This window comes from Streptomyces flavotricini (assembly GCF_020639365.1).
In the GTDB taxonomy this organism is placed as follows: Bacteria; Actinomycetota; Actinomycetes; order Streptomycetales; family Streptomycetaceae; genus Streptomyces; species Streptomyces flavotricini.
Genome location: NZ_JAINUL010000001.1, coordinates 6,136,830 through 6,153,077 on the forward strand (window position 1 = coordinate 6,136,830; position 16,248 = coordinate 6,153,077).

At 72.6% G+C, this 16,248-nt stretch carries 13 protein-coding genes; 7 read left to right on the top strand and 6 right to left on the bottom strand.

Annotation, left to right across the window (positions count from 1 at the left end; translation table 11 throughout):
* Nucleotides 1–316 precede the first annotated feature (316 nt).
* Complete coding sequence (locus tag K7B10_RS27990) at nt 317–3,304, top strand: bifunctional [glutamine synthetase] adenylyltransferase/[glutamine synthetase]-adenylyl-L-tyrosine phosphorylase (RefSeq protein ID WP_229340203.1); 2,988 nt, start codon at nt 317–319, stop codon at nt 3,302–3,304.
* Nucleotides 3,305–3,316: 12 nt separating this feature from the next.
* Here the strand turns inward: K7B10_RS27990 and K7B10_RS27995 are convergent, their stop codons facing one another.
* Both K7B10_RS27995 and K7B10_RS28000 read right to left on the bottom strand, forming a co-directional pair.
* Nucleotides 3,317–3,709, bottom strand: a complete 393-nt coding sequence (locus K7B10_RS27995; protein ID WP_229340205.1) for a hypothetical protein — start codon at nt 3,707–3,709, stop codon at nt 3,317–3,319.
* Nucleotides 3,710–3,784: 75 nt separating this feature from the next.
* Nucleotides 3,785–4,615 (bottom strand): helix-turn-helix domain-containing protein, encoded by an 831-nt coding sequence (locus K7B10_RS28000; RefSeq protein ID WP_229340206.1) that lies wholly within the window; start codon nt 4,613–4,615, stop codon nt 3,785–3,787.
* A 343-nt stretch (nt 4,616–4,958) separates the two neighbouring features.
* On the opposite strand from K7B10_RS28000, the gene K7B10_RS28005 reads away from it, so the two are divergent.
* Genes K7B10_RS28005 through K7B10_RS28015 form a run of 3 tightly spaced genes read left to right on the top strand, consistent with a single transcriptional unit; the run spans nt 4,959 to nt 7,242 of the window.
* On the top strand, nt 4,959–5,807 hold the full coding sequence (locus K7B10_RS28005; protein ID WP_229340208.1) for a helix-turn-helix domain-containing protein: 849 nt from the start codon (nt 4,959–4,961) through the stop codon (nt 5,805–5,807).
* Nucleotides 5,804–6,061, top strand: a complete 258-nt coding sequence (locus K7B10_RS28010; RefSeq protein WP_229340210.1) for a DUF397 domain-containing protein — start codon at nt 5,804–5,806, stop codon at nt 6,059–6,061. Before K7B10_RS28005 ends, K7B10_RS28010 begins: the two co-directional genes overlap by 4 nt.
* On the top strand, nt 6,058–7,242 hold the full coding sequence (locus K7B10_RS28015) for a hypothetical protein (RefSeq protein WP_229340213.1): 1,185 nt from the start codon (nt 6,058–6,060) through the stop codon (nt 7,240–7,242). The genes K7B10_RS28010 and K7B10_RS28015 overlap by 4 nt, the downstream gene beginning before the upstream one ends.
* Before the next feature lie 79 nt (nt 7,243–7,321).
* Here the strand turns inward: K7B10_RS28015 and K7B10_RS28020 are convergent, their stop codons facing one another.
* Complete coding sequence (locus K7B10_RS28020) at nt 7,322–7,927, bottom strand: TetR/AcrR family transcriptional regulator (protein ID WP_229340214.1); 606 nt, start codon at nt 7,925–7,927, stop codon at nt 7,322–7,324.
* Nucleotides 7,928–8,032: 105 nt separating this feature from the next.
* Between K7B10_RS28020 and K7B10_RS28025 the strand changes: the two genes are divergently transcribed.
* Together K7B10_RS28025 and K7B10_RS28030 are read left to right on the top strand one after the other, a co-directional pair.
* A complete protein-coding gene (locus tag K7B10_RS28025; RefSeq protein WP_229340216.1) occupies nt 8,033–9,574 on the top strand; it encodes an APC family permease in 1,542 nt (513 codons plus the stop codon).
* Nucleotides 9,496–11,076, top strand: coding sequence for an amidohydrolase (locus K7B10_RS28030; RefSeq protein ID WP_229340218.1), 1,581 nt, complete (start codon nt 9,496–9,498; stop codon nt 11,074–11,076). The genes K7B10_RS28025 and K7B10_RS28030 overlap by 79 nt, the downstream gene beginning before the upstream one ends.
* A 10-nt stretch (nt 11,077–11,086) precedes the next feature.
* On the opposite strand, the gene K7B10_RS28035 is transcribed toward K7B10_RS28030, so the two are convergent.
* The 3 genes from K7B10_RS28035 to K7B10_RS28045 form a co-directional block, all read right to left on the bottom strand.
* Nucleotides 11,087–11,977, bottom strand: coding sequence for a phosphatase PAP2 family protein (locus K7B10_RS28035; RefSeq protein ID WP_229340220.1), 891 nt, complete (start codon nt 11,975–11,977; stop codon nt 11,087–11,089).
* A gap of 68 nt (nt 11,978–12,045) precedes the next feature.
* The gene (locus K7B10_RS28040) at nt 12,046–13,092 is read right to left on the bottom strand and encodes a LacI family DNA-binding transcriptional regulator (protein WP_229340222.1); all 1,047 of its coding nucleotides are present in this window, start codon (nt 13,090–13,092) and stop codon (nt 12,046–12,048) included.
* A gap of 26 nt (nt 13,093–13,118) precedes the next feature.
* On the bottom strand, nt 13,119–14,744 hold the full coding sequence (locus K7B10_RS28045; protein WP_229340224.1) for a glycoside hydrolase family 13 protein: 1,626 nt from the start codon (nt 14,742–14,744) through the stop codon (nt 13,119–13,121).
* A gap of 222 nt (nt 14,745–14,966) precedes the next feature.
* On the opposite strand from K7B10_RS28045, the gene K7B10_RS28050 reads away from it, so the two are divergent.
* Nucleotides 14,967–16,241 (top strand): extracellular solute-binding protein, encoded by a 1,275-nt coding sequence (locus K7B10_RS28050; protein WP_229340225.1) that lies wholly within the window; start codon nt 14,967–14,969, stop codon nt 16,239–16,241.
* The last annotated feature ends 7 nt before the right edge of the window (nt 16,242–16,248 follow it).

Consider the following 16,248-nt stretch of genomic DNA (forward strand, 5'->3'; position numbering starts at 1 on the left):
TGACGGGGGGCCCTGCCAGGGGGTGTGGCCCTGGGGGCGGGGGCCTTCGGGCATCGGGGTCCTTCGGGGCGGGAGCGGACCGATGAGGTCCGAATATATGGAGATAGTCCGATAATCGCGATCATGGTACGTGTAGGCCGAACCGGTGAGTCGGGCACCCTCTCCGGCCGGGCCACGTCCTTCGGACCGGGCCGGATCGACCGCCGGACGCCGCAGGCCCGCATGATCCGAAAGACACGGGCTAGGCTCCACCCAGGCCCGCTCGGGGCCCGCTCGGGCAGTGGTGGCGAAGGCGACGTACGCGGGAGGCGGCGGGATGACAGTCCCGGGACGCAGGAGCAGTACCTTCATGCGGCTGCTGCGCAGCGGCTTCACCGACCCCTCGGCCGCGGCCAGGCTGCTCGACTCCGACGTGCTGGCCTCCGTACGCACCGATCCGGTGCTGCTCGACGCCCTCGGGGCCACCGCCGATCCCGACCTCGCCCTCCTCGGCCTCGTCCGGATCGCCGAGGCGCAGAGCGAGGACGAGCGGCCCGTACTCCTCGACACCCTGGTCAGCGCCAAGCCGCTGCGCGACCGCCTCCTCGGCGTGCTCGGCGCGTCCGAGGCGCTCGCCGACCACCTCGCCCGCCACCCCCGCGACTGGCACGCCCTCGTGACGTACGAGGCAGCCGATCTGCACCCCGGGCTGGCCGAGTTCGAGCAGGGGCTCGCCCAGGCCCACGACCCCGTCGCCCTGCGCGTCGCCTACCGCCGCTGCCTGCTCTCCATCGCCGCCCGCGACGTCTGCGGCACCATCGACGTCGCCCAGACCGCCGCCGAGCTCGCCGACCTCGCCACCGCCACCCTGCGCGCCGCCCTGCGGATCGCTTCCGCCGCCGCCCCCGAGGACGCCGCGGCCTGCCGGCTCGCCGTCATCGCCATGGGCAAGTGCGGCGGCAACGAGCTCAATTACGTTTCCGACGTCGACGTCATCTTCGTCGGGGACGCACCCCCAGGCGCCGACGAGGGCAAGGCCGTCCAGGCCGCCACCCGCCTCGCCTCCCACCTCATGCGGATCTGCTCCGAGACCACCATCGAGGGCACGATCTGGCCCGTCGACGCCAACCTGCGCCCCGAGGGCCGCAACGGCCCCCTCGTCCGCACCCTCGCCTCCCACCTCGCCTACTACCAGCGCTGGGCCAAGACCTGGGAGTTCCAGGCCCTCCTCAAGGCCCGGGCCGTCGCCGGCGACCCGGACCTCGGCGCCCAGTACATCGACGCCATAACGCCGCTGGTCTGGCACGCAGCCGAACGCGAGAACTTCGTCGCCGACGTCCAGAAGATGCGCCGCCGCGTCGTCGACAACATCCCCGCCGCCCAGGTCGACCGCGAGCTCAAGCTCGGCCCCGGCGGCCTGCGCGACGTCGAGTTCGCCGTCCAGCTGCTCCAGCTCGTCCACGGCCGCAGCGACGCCGGCCTGCACTCGGGCAGCACCCTCGACGCCCTGCACGCCCTGGCCGCAGGCGGTTACGTCGGCCGCACCGACGCCGCCCAGCTGAACGACGCGTACCGCTTCCTGCGCGCCATGGAGCACCGCATCCAGCTCCACCGGCTGCGCCGCACCCACCTCGTCCCCGAGGACGAGGCCGATCTGCGCCGCCTCGGCCGCTCGCTGGGCCTGCGCACCGAACCCGTGGCCGAGCTCAACAAGGCCTGGCGCCGCCACGCCTCCGTGGTCCGGCGCCTGCACGAGAAGCTCTTCTACCGGCCGCTGCTCGACGCCGTCGCCCAGCTCGCCCCCGGCGAGGCCCGGCTCTCCCCGCGCGCCGCCGGCCAGCGCCTCGAAGCCCTCGGCTACGCCGACCCGGCCTCGGCGCTGCGCCACCTCGAAGCCCTCGCCTCCGGCGTCACCCGCAAGGCCGCCATCCAGCGCACCCTGCTGCCGGTCATGCTCGGCTGGTTCGCCGACTCCGCCGATCCGGACGCCGGCCTGCTGAACTTCCGCAAGGTCTCCGACGCCCTCGGCAAGACCCCCTGGTACCTGCGGCTCCTGCGCGACGAGGGCGCCGCCGCCGAGAACCTGGCCCGCGTCCTGTCCGCCGGCCGGCTCGCCCCCGACCTGCTGATGCGCGCCCCCGAGGCCGTCGCCCTGCTCGGCGACCCCGGCGGGCTCACCCCCCGTACGCACGAGGCCCTGGAGCAGGAGGTGCTCGCCGCCGTCGGCCGCGCCGAAAGCGCCGAGGCGGGCGTCGCCGCGGCCCGCGGGGTCCGCCGTCGCGAGCTGTTCCGTACGGCCGCCGCCGACATCATCCGCTCGTACGGCACGGAGGACCGCCCGGCCGAAGAGGACACCGGCGCCCTCGTGGACCGGGTCGGCGGAGCCCTCTCCGACCTCACCGCCGCCACCGTCGCCGGAGCCCTGCGCGCAGCCGTCCGCCACCACTGGGGCGAGACCCTGCCCACCCGCTTCGCGATCATCGGGGTCGGCCGCTTCGGCGGCCACGAGCTGGCCTACGGATCCGACGCCGACGTCCTGTTCGTCCACGAACCCCGCGAGGGCGTCGACGAACAAGAGGCCGCCAAGGCCGCCCAGACCGTCATCGCCGAAATGCGCCGACTGCTCCAACTCCCCACCGCCGACCCGCCGCTGCTCATCGACGCCGACCTGCGCCCCGAAGGCCGCTCCGGCCCCCTGGTCCGTACGTTGTCCTCGTACGCCGCGTACTACCGGCGCTGGTCCCTGACCTGGGAGAGCCAGGCCCTGCTGCGCGCCGAACCGGTCGCGGGCGACGCCGAGATCGGCGCCCGCTTCATGGAGCTGATCGACCCGCTGCGCTACCCGATGGAGGGCCTCGGCGAGGACGCGGTCCGCGAGATCCGCCGCCTCAAGGCCCGCATGGAATCCGAGCGCCTCCCGCGGGGCGCCGACCCCACGCTCCACACCAAGCTGGGCCGCGGCGGGCTCAGCGACGTCGAGTGGACCGTCCAGCTGATCCAGATGCGGCACGCCTGGGCGGAACCGGGCCTGCGCACCACCCGCACTCGCGAGGCCCTGGCCGCCGCCCACGCGGCCGGCCTGATCCCGACCGAAGAGGCGCAGATCCTGGACGAGGCCTGGGTACTGGCGACCCGGGTCCGCAACGCGGTGATGCTGGTCCGCGGCCGCGCCGGGGACACCTTCCCCTCGGAGGCCCGCGAACTGGGCGCCGTGGGCCGCTACCTGGGCTACCCGGAGGGCACGGCCGGCGAACTGCTCGACGACTACCGCCGCATCACCCGCCGCGCCCGAGCGGTGGTGGACGACCTGTTCTACGGGGCGTAGTCCGGCCCGGGGCTAGTGCACCGGCGGGTAGTAGGGCTCGGGCTGCGGCTGGCTGGCGCAGGAGTGGTTGTTCCATTCGCGCTGGTAGGCCCTGTCGTACCCGGTCTTGTAGCCGCGGTCCCTGGACTGCTGCACGTCGCTCGGGTTGGGCCACCACAGCGGATAGTTCTTCTGGCGGCACTGCCGACCGTCGTCCGCCCCACGGGCCTCGCCCTGCCTCAGCCCCTCGCAGTAGGCCCGGGCCTTCTGGTTCGTCGAGACGTGCCCCGTGGAATAATCCCAGACCGTGCCGTCCAGCTTGCAGAGGGTCGCGGTCGGTGCGACGGAGACCTGGCCGGACGGGGGTTGCGCGGCGACGGCTGCCGGTCCGATGGTGAGCGAGGCCGAGAGCGCGAGGCCTGTCAAAGCAAACAGTGGTGAGTAACGCATGACGTGCCTCCCCCACCAGTTCACCCCTGTGGGCGCGGCCCCGCCACTCGGCTACGCCGCGTGTGCGTCCGCGGGTGGGCAGTCGCGGCAGCGGCCCGGGACGGGGGAGCGGAAGGCGCGGTCGCAGCCGTCGCAGGTGCGGAGCGGGTGGATCTCGCGGTCGGGCGGTACGGGGCGTGCCGCGCCGGCGTCGGGCAGCCGGGGCGGGAGGAGCTCCCGCAGGCGGTGGGCGAGCAGCGCGGCCGGGGAGTGGATGGCCGTCATCGGCAGCGACCGCGTCAGGGCGTCGGCGACGGCGCTCGGGGTCAGCCCGCGCTCCAGCCACACCGCCGCGGCGGGCGCCAGTCGTACGGTGTCCCGCTCGGACAGCACGAGCCGGGGATCGCGCAGCCGCAGCCGGGCCAGCAGCTCGCGGGCCTGGAGCTCGGTTTCGGAGACGGTGGCCGGGGCGGGGTCCGCCTCCGGTTCGGGGTCCGGTTCGGGAGCCGGCTTCCGCTCGGCCGCGGTGGGCTCGGCGCGCCGCTCGCGAGCGGCTGCCGCCATCGCGGGCGGGTTGTTGTACGAGACCGTGCAGGTCACGATCCGGCCGGTGGGGAGCCGCTCGTGGTAGCGGGCCAGGTAGCCGTGTTCCTCCAGCTCGCGCAGGGTGGCCGCGATGCGGACTTCCCCCTCGGGGAAGCGTTCGGCGAGGGCCTTGATGGTGACCTTCGCGCCCGGCGGGAGGGACTGGATGTGCGTGGCCAGACCGATCGCGCCCATGCTCAACTCGCGGTGCTGGGCGAGGTGGTTGCCGATCTTGACGTAGCCGCGGCGGTGGTCGTGGTTGATGTGCCGGATGCCCGACGAGGCGCGCGAGGGCGCGCTAAACTGCTGGTCAGCCATGGAAGGGTCGTTGCCTTCTCTTGGTCAGGCCCTCGGTCGGGATTGGCGTCCCGTACGAGGGCCGAATTGCGTTTATGGGGTTGTCGGGGGTTAGCGTGCCCGACGGATTGGCATATGCGCCAGCCGGGTTGGGGTGATTCACCCGTCCGGGTGAGAGGGGAGGGGGAGGTGAGGAGAGGTCATTTCCCCCGGTTGTTTGTCTTTAGATGTCGAGCGTCACCGGCTATCGCCCCACCGGAGCGTGGAAACCTCGATCCGGCGAAATCGGACTTTCCGATTCCCGTGCCTCGACGTGTGCATCCGTGCATAGCCTGAAGGGAGTTGCGGGCCAACGGAGGTGGCAGTGAGCGCAGAGGGTACCGACGAGTCGAGCTGGGCACTCGACCCGGAGGACGAATCCGGGGCGGTCGTCGCGGCGGTGGGGCGCCAGTTGAAAATGTGGCGGGAAGCGGCCGGACTTGACCGATCCGCTTTCGCTGAACGGATGGGCTACGGGGCGGACCTGACCCGCAAGATCGAAAGCGGCATCCGCATTCCGCGCCCGGAGTTCCTGGACAAGGCGGACGCGGTTCTCGGTGCGGGCGGGAAGATCGCCGCGATGAAGGTGGACGTCGAAAAGGCCCGTTACCCCAAGAAGGTTCGGGATCTTGCCAAGTTGGAATCCCAAGCGGTTGAGCTCGGCGCCTACGGGAACCACAACTTCCACGGACTGCTGCAGACCGAGGAGTATGCGCGGGCGCTGTACGAGATCCGACGGCCGGCCTTCTCGTCGGACGAAGTGGAGCGCCACGTCTCGGCGCGTATGGCTCGCCAGCGCATGTTTGAGCGCCAACCTGCCCCTGCGCTGACCTTCGTACTGGAGCAGGTGGTCCTGGAGCGGCGGCTCGGCGGACAGGGCGTGTTGCGCAGGCAGTTGGAGCATCTGTTGGACATCAGTTCCTTGCGGAATGTCGAGGTTCAGGTGATGCCGACAGCCTGCGAGGACCATGCCGGGATGGGAGGTCAGATCCAGGTACTGAAGCTGATGGACGGATCGACGGTGGGCTACGTCGAAGCGCAGTTGCTCAGTCGGCTGGTCACTGACGCCAAGGAGATCCAAATCCTCGAACTGCGGTATGGGATTATCCGTTCGCAGGCTCTCAGCCCACGGGAGTCACGAACGTTCATCGAGAAAGCGCTGGGAGAGACATGAGCATCAAGCCCTCGGGCAGCGGCCTTTCCGCACTGATGTGGGTCAAGAGCAGCTACAGCGCCAGCGACAGCAACGACTGCGTCGAAGTCGCCTGGACCAAGAGCAGCTACAGCACTGCCGACGGGCCCGAGTGCGTCGAGGTCGCCCGTACCCCCGGGACCGTCCTCGTCCGGGACTCCAAGCGGCCCGACGGCGGCCGGCTGGCCGTCGCCCCGGCCGCCTGGGACGGGTTCGTCACCTACGCCGCCGCGTGAGAAGCACGGGTCCGGCCGTCAAGGCCGTCGTCCGCTACCGGCGGCCGGATCCGGAGTGCTGGACGGTCGTGGTCAGGGCGGCCTGCAACCCCCTCGGCAGCAGCTGGGACGCGGCCAAGGCGGTGGCCCAGGCCGGCCCCGCCGTCTCCGGGCACGCCGACCGGCTGGCCAGGGCCCTCGCCACGCGGCTCGGGAACGTCGAGGAGCTCGCGGTCGCCCTCGCCGGTACGGGGGACCTCCGCGCGCTGCCCGCCCTCCGGCGCATCGCGGAGGGCGAAGGGGTCCCGTTCCACGTCCCCTGGGTCTCGCACCTGGCCGCGCTGCCCGCCGCGGAACTGCTCCCGACGATGCGGGCGGTGCTGCGCCGGGCTCCGGCGAAGTACCACGCGAGCACCGCTGCCCTCGAACTCCTCGCGCTCTGGGGCCCGGCCGCCGCGCCCGCCGTACCCGAGGTGGTCCCGTACCTGGAGGGCCCGTACGCCTACGGCGCCCTGCGCGCTCTGGGCCGGATCGGCCCGGCGGCGGCGGGAGCGGCGGACCGGCTGGCCGACTTCGCCACCGGCCGCGCCCCGCGGGCCGCCCGCCACCATCCGCGGCTGGCCGCCTGGGCGCACTGGAGGGCCACCGGCGACCCGGCGCTCGCCCTCGACGTGTGCGGGGCGGCCGTGCGGTCCGGGACCGCCAGCCACGGCCTGCCCTTCCTCGCCGATCTCGGACCTCTGGCCGCCGCCCACGCGGACACCGTGCGCGGCCTGATGGAATCGCCCGGCGCCTGGACCCGCGTCGCCGCAGCCCATGCGTACGGGCGGATCACCGGGGACCCGGACCCCGCCGTGCCGGTGCTGCTGGCGGAAATGGACCCGGACTGGACCGGGAACCCGGCCCTGCCGACCCGGGAAGCCGTCCGCCGCCTCGGGGAGCTCGGCGCCCCGGCCGCCGCCGCGGCGCCCTTGCTGCGCCGGATCCTGGCGGCGGAGGAGCGGCTGAGCCACCCGTACGAGAGCATCCGGATCCTGGCCGACGAGGCCTACGCCCGCACCCTCGCCGAGGCGTTGGCGCGGATCGGCGCCAGTGCGGACGGCCCGGCAGCGGCCCCGGAGTTCGTGCCGGAGCCCTCGCCCGAGGCCCGGCGCGGGGTGCTGGGGCGATGGCTGGGCCCGCGCGGAGCGCGCACCAGCTGACCGCTCCCGTACGCGCCCCGCACGGTGCGGGCGTATGCCGCGAACGCGGCACCCACCCGCCGGCCTCGCGCCGCAGGCCTCAGGCCGCTTCGCCCCGCAGGGAGCGGGCGTACGTCAGGAACGCGGCCAGGCCCAGGTCGAAGGCGGCGTCCGCGCGGCCCGGGCCGACGGCCGTCAGGGCGTCCGCGAGCAGCGGCGTGTCCGGTGACGGCTCCCACATGGCCTCGGGGGCGGTCAGGTCCAGCGCCGAGCCCAGCACCAGGTTCTCCAGCGCCGTCAACAGCGGCATCACCCCGTCGCGGGTGAACCCCGCCGCCAGCAGCATGCCGACCGCGCGTTCGTACTGCGCCAGCACCCTCGGGGCCCGCACCGGCGTGGTCATCAGCAGCGGGATGGCCCGCGGCGAGGCCGCGAAGGCGGCCCGGTACGAGCGCGCCCAGGCCTCCAGGGCCCGGTCCCACGGCTCCAGGTCCAGCGTCTCGCCCGCGATCCGGTCGCACACGAGCTCCCGCACCAGCTCCACCACCCCCGCCCGGCCGTCCACGTGGTGGTACACCGACCCGGTCTGCACGCCGAGCGCCCGGGCGATCTGCGGAACGCTGAACTCGCCTTGCTCCGCGACCAGTTGCAGGGCGGTCGCGGCGATCCGCTCCCGGTCGAGGAGGGGGGTGCGCGGCCGTGCCATCGGTTTCTCCCACCGTGAGGTCTTCCCGTACGCCAAAACCGGAGGCTACATTGCCGCAAACCTAAAGCCTTTAGGTTTTGGTCTCCCCGAAGGGTGCACTGCCGCATGCCCGAAACGCCGGAACCGCCGACCGACAGACCCGCCCTGCGCCGCGCGGCGCTCGGCACCGCCGACATCTCCTTCTTCGTCGTCTCCGCCGCCGCCCCCCTCACCGTCATGGCCGGGGTGGCCCCCGTCGCGATCCTGCTCGGCGGGATCGGCGCCCCCGCCGGATACCTCCTCGCCGGGCTCACCCTCGCCGTCTTCGCCGTCGGGTTCACCACCATGAGCCGCCACGTCCGCAGCGGCGGCGCCTTCTACGCGTACATCACCCGCGGCCTCGGCAAGCGCGTCGGCATCGGCGCCGCCCTGCTCGCCCTCGTCGGCTACAACGGCATGGAGATCGGGGTCTACGGCCTCCTCGGCACCACCACCGCCGACACCGCCCACGCCCTCGGCGGCCTCGACGTCCCCTGGCTCCCCGTCTCCCTCGCCGGCCTCGCCCTCATCTGGTACGGCGGCTTCCGCTCCATCGACTTCGGCGCCAAGCTGCTCGGCGTCCTGCTCGTCGCCGAGACCGGGATACTCGTCCTGCTCGCCGCCGGAGTCCTCCTCAAGGGCGGCGCCCACGGACTCTCCATCGGCTCCTTCGCCCCCGGTGCGGTCCTCGTCCCCGGCACCGCCGCCGTCCTGGCCTTCGCCTTCGCCGCGTTCACCGGCTTCGAGTCCACCGTCATCTACCGCCGCGAGGCCCGCGACCCCGACCGGACCATCCCGCGCGCCACCTACATCGCCGTCGCCTTCCTCGGCCTCTTCTACGCCTTCATCGTCTGGACCGTCATCCAGGCCTTCGGCGCCGAGGAGGTCATGGCGGCCGCCGCCGCGGACCCCGGCGGCCTGTTCTTCGCGGCGATCACCACGTACGTCGGCCCCTGGGCGGCCGACCTCATGCACCTGTTCATCGTCACCAGCGTCATCGCCTCCCTCCTGGCCTTCCACAACGCCATCAACCGCTACGCGCTCGCCCTCGCCGAGGAGGGCGTCCTGCCCGCGGCCCTCGGCAGGGTCCACCCGCGCCACCGCTCCCCGTACCTCGCCGGGCTCGCCCAGACCGCCCTCGGTGCGGTGATCGTCCTCGCCTTCGCGCTGGCCGGGGCCGACCCGTACCAGCAGCTGCTGCTCTGGGTGAACACGCCCGGCATGATCGGGCTCATGGCGCTGATGCTGCTCGCCGCGATCGCCGTACCCGTCTACTTCCGGGGCACCGCGCACACCGAGGGCCCCTGGCGGACCCTGGTCGCGCCCCTGGCCGCCGCCGTGCTGCTGGCCGTCGCGATCTGCCTCGTCGTCTCCCGGGTGGGCCTGTTCACCATGGCCTCCACCACCGTGAACACCGTCCTCGTCGCCCTCGTCCCCGCAGTGTTCCTGGCCGGGCTCGCGCTCGCGCAGCACCTGAAGACCCGCCGCAGCGAGACCTACGCCCGGTTCGCCGCCGAGCCCGCAACCGACGTACCCGAAGGAGAACAGCCGTGCCCGCTGCCGACACCGTCCTCACCGGAGCCCGCGTCCGCACCCTCGACCCCGGCCGCCCCGAGGCCCGCGCGGTAGCCGTCCGCGGCGGCGAGATCCTCGCCGTCGGCGACGTGGCCGACGTGCGCGACTGGCGCGGCCCCGCCACCGAGGTGGTCGACCTCGGCGGCGCGACCCTCACCCCCGGCCTGACCGACGCCCACAGCCACCCCGTCTGGGGCATCGAGATGGCCACCGGGACCGACCTCTCGGCCGTCCGCGACCTCGACCAGCTCCGGGCCGCCCTGCGCACCGCCCCGCGCCCGGCCGGCTGGGTCCTCGGCCACGGCCTCGACCACAACGCCTTCGGCGGCCGCCCCGTGGACACGGCACTGATCGAGGAGGCCCTGGCCGGCGCCCCCGCCTTCCTGCGCCTGTACGACGGCCACTCCGCCCTCGCCTCCGGCGCGGCCCTGGCCGCCGCGGGCATCACCGGCCCGCGCACCTTCGACCAGCGCTCGGAGATCGTCTGCGGTCCGGACGGCCGCCCCACCGGCCACCTCATCGAGCACGCGGCGATGGCCCTGGTCAGCGCCCTCGCCCCGAAGCCCCCGGCCGCCGAGCGGCGCACCCGGCTCACCGCCCTGCTCGGGGAGATGGCCGCCACCGGCCTCACCGGGGCCCACGTCATGGATCTGGGCGACGGTGACGTACCGGCCCTGCTCGCCGGCATCGAGTACGAGGACGACCTGCCGCTGCGGCTGAACCTGGCGCCCTGGTGCATGCCGGGCACCACGCCCGAGGAGCTGGCGGAGCTCATCGCACTCCAGGGCGTGCACGGCCGCCACTGGCAGGTCGGCGGGGTCAAGTTCTTCATGGACGGCACCGTCGAGGGCGGCACCGCCTGGCTGGAGCACGCCGACTGCCACGGCCGGGGCACCGACGCCTTCTGGCCCGATCCCCAGGCGTACTCGGCGGCCGTACGGACCCTCGACGCGGCCGGGGTGCGCACCGCGACCCACGCCATCGGCGACGCGGCGGTCCGCCACGTCCTGGACACGGTGGCCTCGCTGGGCGCCCAGGCCCGGACGCGGCACCGGATCGAGCACATCGAGACCGTCCCCGACGACCAGCTGAAGCGCTTCGCGGAGCTCGGGGTGATCGCCTCGATGCAGCCGCCGCACACCGCCTACACCCGGGCCGACCACAGCGACGAGTGGTCGAAGCGGCTGGGCCCGGACCGGGCGGGAAGGGCCTGGCGCTGCCGGGACCTGCGCGACGCGGGGGCCGTGCTGGCGTTGGGCTCGGACTGGCCCATCGCCCACCACGACGCCCGCAGGGTCCTGGCCGTCGCCCGCAGCCCGCTGGGCGCGGCCGCCGCGGGGCCCGCCCTGACCGGGTTGATGGCACTGGAGGGCATGACCTCGCACGCGGCGCTCGCGGCGGGGGAGCAGCGGGTGGCCGGCCGGATCGCGGCCGGCTTCCGGGCGGACCTGACGGCCTTCGTCCTCGACCCCGTGGAGACCGCCCCGGACGAGCTGGCGCAGGCCCCGATCCGGCTCACGATGTCGGGCGGCCGGATCACGTACGGGGAGGTCTGAACGACGACCTCTAGGCCTTGCGGAACCGGTTCAGCAGGGCGGACGTCGCCGGATGCGGTCCCGTCTCCTCGGGCTCGCGCGGCAGCCGGTGCGGCAGCGAGCCGTACCAGCCGCGCGAGACCGTGTAGCCGAACGCGAGGCAGAGCATGCCGCCCGCGGCGTCCAGCCAGAAGTGGTTGGCGGTGGCCACGATGACCACGAGGGTGGCCACCGGGTAGAGCAGGCCCAGGATCCGGGCCCACGGGGCGGAGGCGACAGCGAAGATCGTCAGCCCGCACCAGAGCGACCACCCTATGTGCATCGAGGGCATGGCCGCGTACTGGTTCGACATGTGCTTGAGGTTGCCGGAGGCCATCGAGCCCCAGGTGTGGTGGACCAGCACGGTGTCGACGAAGTGCCCGCCGTTCATCAGCCGCGGCGGCGCGAGCGGGTAGAAGTAGTACCCGAGCAGGGCCACGCCCGTGGTGGCGAAGAGGACCATGCGCGTGGCCGCGTAGCGCCCCGGATGGAACCGGTAGATCCACACCAGGACGCCGATGGTCACGACGAAATGGAGCGTGGCGTAGTAGTAGTTCATGCCGACGATCAGCCACGTCACCGAGTTGACGGCGTGGTTGACCGACTGCTCCACCGCGATGCCGAGGGTGCGTTCGAGGTCCCACAGCCAGTCGGCGTTCGCGAGGGCGTCCGCCTTCTGCTCCGGCACCGCGTTGCGGATGAGCGAGTAGGTCCAGTAACTGACCCCGATGAGCAGGATCTCGAACCAGATCCGCGGCCGGCGCGGAGCGCGCAACCGGGGCAGGAGAGCGCGCTGAACCCCCGGACGGGAATCACTCTCGGTCACGTGGGGTGACAAGGCTTCCGTCCGGGTTTCCAGTGTCTTCACGCTCGATTCACCCATGGGGAAAGAGTCTGCCAGATGCCTTCTCGCCTTCGATCATCCCTCGGGACGGTCTGCGGCGCAGCGGCTCAGCCCTGGGGAGTAGAGGATCCCCTGCGTTGCTGCGGACCGGAGGCGGTGGACCCGCGGACCACCAGCTCGGGCAGGAAGACGAACTCGCTGTGCGGGGCCGGCGTACCGCCGATCTCCTCCAGCAGGGTGCGGACCGCGGCCTGCCCCATGGCCTGCACCGGCTGCCGGATGGTGGTGAGCGGCGGATCGGTGAACGCTATGAGGGGGGAGTCGTCGAAGCCGACGACGGAGACGTCCTGCGGCACGCGCAGACCCTGCTGCCGGGCCGCCCGGATCGCCCCGAGCGCCATCATGTCGCTGGCGCACACGATGGCGGTGCAGCCGCGCGCGATGAGCGCGGCCGCCGCTGCCTGCCCGCCCTCCAGCGAGTACAGCGAGTGCTGGACGAGTTCCTCGACCTCGGCCTCGTCGAGACCGAGCCGCTCCTTCATCCCGAGCCGGAAGCCCTCGATCTTGCGCAGCACGGGCACGAACCGCTTGGGCCCGACCGCGAGCCCGATCCGGGTGTGCCCGAGCGCGGTCAGGTGGGTCACGGCGAGCTGCATCGCGGCGCGGTCGTCGGGGGAGACGAAGGGGGCCTGCACCTTGTCGGAGAACCCGTTGATGAGGACGTACGGGACGCCCTGCCCGCGGAGTTGGTCGTAGCGGCCCATGTCGGCCGTGGTGTCGGCGTGCAGCCCGGAGACGAAGATGATGCCGGAGACCCCGCGGTCGACCAGCATCTCGGTGAGCTCGTCCTCAGTGGACCCGCCGGGCGTCTGCGTGGCCAGCACCGGGGTGTACCCCTGGCGGGTCAGGGCCTGGCCGATGACCTGCGCGAGCGCCGGGAAGATGGGGTTGTCCAGCTCGGGGGTTATCAGGCCGACGAGCCCCGCGCTGCGCTGACGCAGCTTGACGGGACGCTCGTAGCCGAGCACGTCGAGCGCGGCCAGCACCGATTCACGGGTGCCCGCGGCCACACCGGGCTTGCCGTTGAGCACGCGGCTGACTGTGGCTTCGCTGACCCCCGCCTGGGCTGCGATGTCGGCTAGCCGTGCGGTCACGGGATTGGACTGTACCGGTCCCCGGCTCACAACGCCCACCACGTGCACGCATCGGCCGGCAGCAGTACGGTCCGGCCGTCCGTCTCCACCGGTGCGCTGGAGAGTACGGGCCGCCCCGGCGAGGCCAGTTCGAGCGGCTCGGAGCGGCTGTTGAGGGTGCAGGCGAATCCGGGCCGGGTGAAGTGGAGCACGCCCTCGGGCGCAGGAAGCCAGGTCAGGGGGGCCGCGTCGGGGGCGCCGAGGCCGGGCAGCGCGCGGCGCAGCTCCAGGGCGGCGCGGTACAGCTCCAGGGTGGAGTGGGGGTCGCCGGTCTGGGCGGCGACGCTGAGCGGGGCCCAGTCGGCGGGCTGCGGGAGCCAGCTGCCGGCCGGCCCGAATCCGTACGGGGGCAGCTCGCCGGACCAGGGCAGCGGGATCCGGCAGCCGTCGCGCAGCCCGTCCTGCCCGGCGGAGCGCAGGAAGGCGGGGTCCTGGCGCACGGCGTCCGGGAGGTCTTCGACCTCGGGCAGGCCGAGCTCCTCGCCCTGGTAGACGTACGCGGACCCGGGGAGCGCGAGCATCAGCAGCGCGGCGGCCCGGGCGCGGGACAGACCCTGGGCGCCGCCCCCGTACCGCGTGACATGGCGTACGACGTCGTGGTTGGACAGCACCCAGGTGGTCGGGGCTCCGACGGAGGCGGTGGCGGCCAGGGACTCGTCGATGACGGTCCGCATCGCGCGGGTGTCCCACGGACAGTTCAGGAAGCGGAAATTGAAGGCCTGGTGCAGCTCGTCGGGGCGGACGTACAGGGCGAGCCGCTCGGAGGTCGGCGCCCAGGCCTCCGCGACGCCGATGCGCGGGCCCTCGTAGGAGTCGAGGAGCCGCCGCCAGGAGCGGTGGATCGCGTGGACCCCGTCCTGGTCGAAGAAGGGGAGCGGCTCGGTCCCGATCAGGGTGGCCTGGGCGCCGCGGCCGATGTCGGGCAGGCCGGGGGCCTTGACCATGCCGTGCGCGACGTCGATGCGGAACCCGTCGACGCCGAGGTCGAGCCAGAAGCGCAGGACGGAGGCGAACTCCTCCGCGACCTCGGGGTGCTCCCAGTTCAGGTCGGGCTGCTCGGGCGCGAAGAGGTGCAGGTACCAGGCGCCGTCGGGGGTCCGGGTCCAGGCGGGTCCGCCGAAGACGGACTCCCAGTCGTTGGGCGGGCGCTCCCCGCCGGGGCCGCGGCCGGGGCGGAAGTGGTAGCGGGTCCGGGCCTCGGACGCGGGGTGGGCGAGGGCCTCGCGGAACCAGGCGTGCCGGTCGGAGGTGTGGTTGGGCACGACGTCCACGATGACCCGCAGGCCGAGCGCGTGGGCGGCCCGCACGAGCTCGTCGGCGTCGGAGAGGTCGCCGAAGAGGGGGTCGACGGCCCGGTAGTCGGCGACGTCGTAGCCGCCGTCGGCCTGCGGGGAGACGTAGAAGGGGGTGAGCCACACGGCGTCGACCCCGAGCCGGGCCAGGTGGGGCAGGCGCGCGCGCACCCCCTGGAGGTCGCCGACGCCGTCGCCGTCGCTGTCCGCGAAGGACCGTACGTACACCTGATAGATGACGGCATCGCGCCACCAGCCGCCGCTTGCGGTGACCTTGCTGGAAGCGCTTGCAAGCCGGGAGGCGGTCAGCTCATGGGTCATATAGGGGTCAACGCGCGCACATGCCCCCTGGTTGCGGGCCTGATGCCCCGAAGGAAGTTCGAACAACCAGCAAGCGGCGGCAACCGTCAGGACACACGGTTGTAACGATCGGCCCAGCTTGCAGAAAATTGCCGCAAGCTCTTTCGGACGGCTTTCAGGCTTGTTACGTTCCCTGCAACTCGGGACCGCGAGGGCGCGGCCGGGATCATCGAAGGAGTTCATATGCGGCGTGGCATAGCGGCCACCGCGCTGGTCGCGACCCTGGCGCTCGCGGCGACGGCTTGCGGTGGGGACGACAAGGGTGCGGCCGGCGAGACCAAGGCAGGCGGCGAGCTTTCCGGCACGGTCACGTGGTGGGACACCTCGAACGACGCCGAGAAGGCCAGCTTCCAGAAGATCGCCGAGGCGTTCACCGCGAAGCACCCGAAGGTCACCGTCAAGTACGTCAACGTCCCGTACGGCGACGCGCAGAACAAGGTCAAGAACGCCTTCAGCAGCGGTTCCGAAGCCCCCGACGTGATCCGTGCCGACGTCGGCTGGGTCGCGGACTTCGCCTCGCTCGGCTACCTCGACGAGGTCCCGGCCGAGACGGCGAAGAAGGTCGACGCCGAGTTCCTGCCGCAGGCCGCGGCCAGCGGCAAGTTCGAGGGCAAGACCTACGCAGTCCCGCAGGTCATCGACACCCTCGGCCTCTTCTACAACAAGAAGATGCTCGCCGACGCCGGCGTTCAGCCCCCCAAGACCCTGGAGGAGCTGAAGACCGCCGCCGCCGCGATCAAGGCGAAGAGCGGCAAGGCCGGCCTGTACCTGCGCGGCGACGACTCGTACTGGTTCCTCCCGCTCATCTACGGCGAGGGCGGCGACCTCGTCGACGCGAAGAACAAGACGGTCACCGTCGACAACCCGGCGGGCGTCAAGGCGTTCAAGACCGCCCGCGACCTGGTCACCTCGGGTGCGGCGATCACCAACGCCACCGACGGCTGGACCAACATGCAGACCGCCTTCAAGTCGGGCGAAGCCGCGATGATGATCAACGGTCCGTGGGCCGTCGCCGACACCTACGCCGGCGACCAGTTCAAGGACAAGGCCAACCTCGGCGTCGCCGCCGTACCGGCCGGCTCCGTCAAGGCGGGTGCCCCGCAGGGCGGCCACGACCTCGCCGTCTACGCCGGTTCCAAGAACCGCGCCGCCGCGCACGCCTTCGTCGAGTACATGACCTCGCAGGACGTGCAGGTGCAGTCCACCAAGGAGCTCAGCCTGCTCCCGACCCGGACCGCCGCCTACGAGCAGCCGGACGTCAAGTCCAGCGAGATGGTCCAGTTCTTCAAGCCGGCCGTGGACAAGGCCGTCGAGCGCGCCTGGATCCCGGAGAACGGCTCCCTCTTCGAGCCGCTGAAGGTCGAATACACCAAGGCGATCACGGGGGCCTCGAGCCCGGAGGACGCGGCCAAGTCGGCCGGCGTCGAGTTCCGCAAGATCCTCAAGGGCTGGAAGTAGACAAGAC

Bases quoted from the DNA above. Each gene is read 5' to 3' on its own strand.
- K7B10_RS27990 (WP_229340203.1), top strand. From the start codon at position 317: ATGACAGTCCCGGGACGCAGGAGCAGTACCTTCATGCGGCTGCTGCGC.
- K7B10_RS28000 (WP_229340206.1), bottom strand. From the start codon at position 4,615: ATGGCTGACCAGCAGTTTAGCGCGCCCTCGCGCGCCTCGTCGGGCATC.
- K7B10_RS28010 (WP_229340210.1), top strand. From the start codon at position 5,804: ATGAGCATCAAGCCCTCGGGCAGCGGCCTTTCCGCACTGATGTGGGTC.
- K7B10_RS28020 (WP_229340214.1), bottom strand. From the start codon at position 7,927: ATGGCACGGCCGCGCACCCCCCTCCTCGACCGGGAGCGGATCGCCGCG.
- K7B10_RS28025 (WP_229340216.1), top strand. From the start codon at position 8,033: ATGCCCGAAACGCCGGAACCGCCGACCGACAGACCCGCCCTGCGCCGC.
- K7B10_RS28035 (WP_229340220.1), bottom strand. From the start codon at position 11,977: ATGGGTGAATCGAGCGTGAAGACACTGGAAACCCGGACGGAAGCCTTG.
- K7B10_RS28045 (WP_229340224.1), bottom strand. From the start codon at position 14,744: ATGACCCATGAGCTGACCGCCTCCCGGCTTGCAAGCGCTTCCAGCAAG.
- K7B10_RS28050 (WP_229340225.1), top strand. From the start codon at position 14,967: ATGCGGCGTGGCATAGCGGCCACCGCGCTGGTCGCGACCCTGGCGCTC.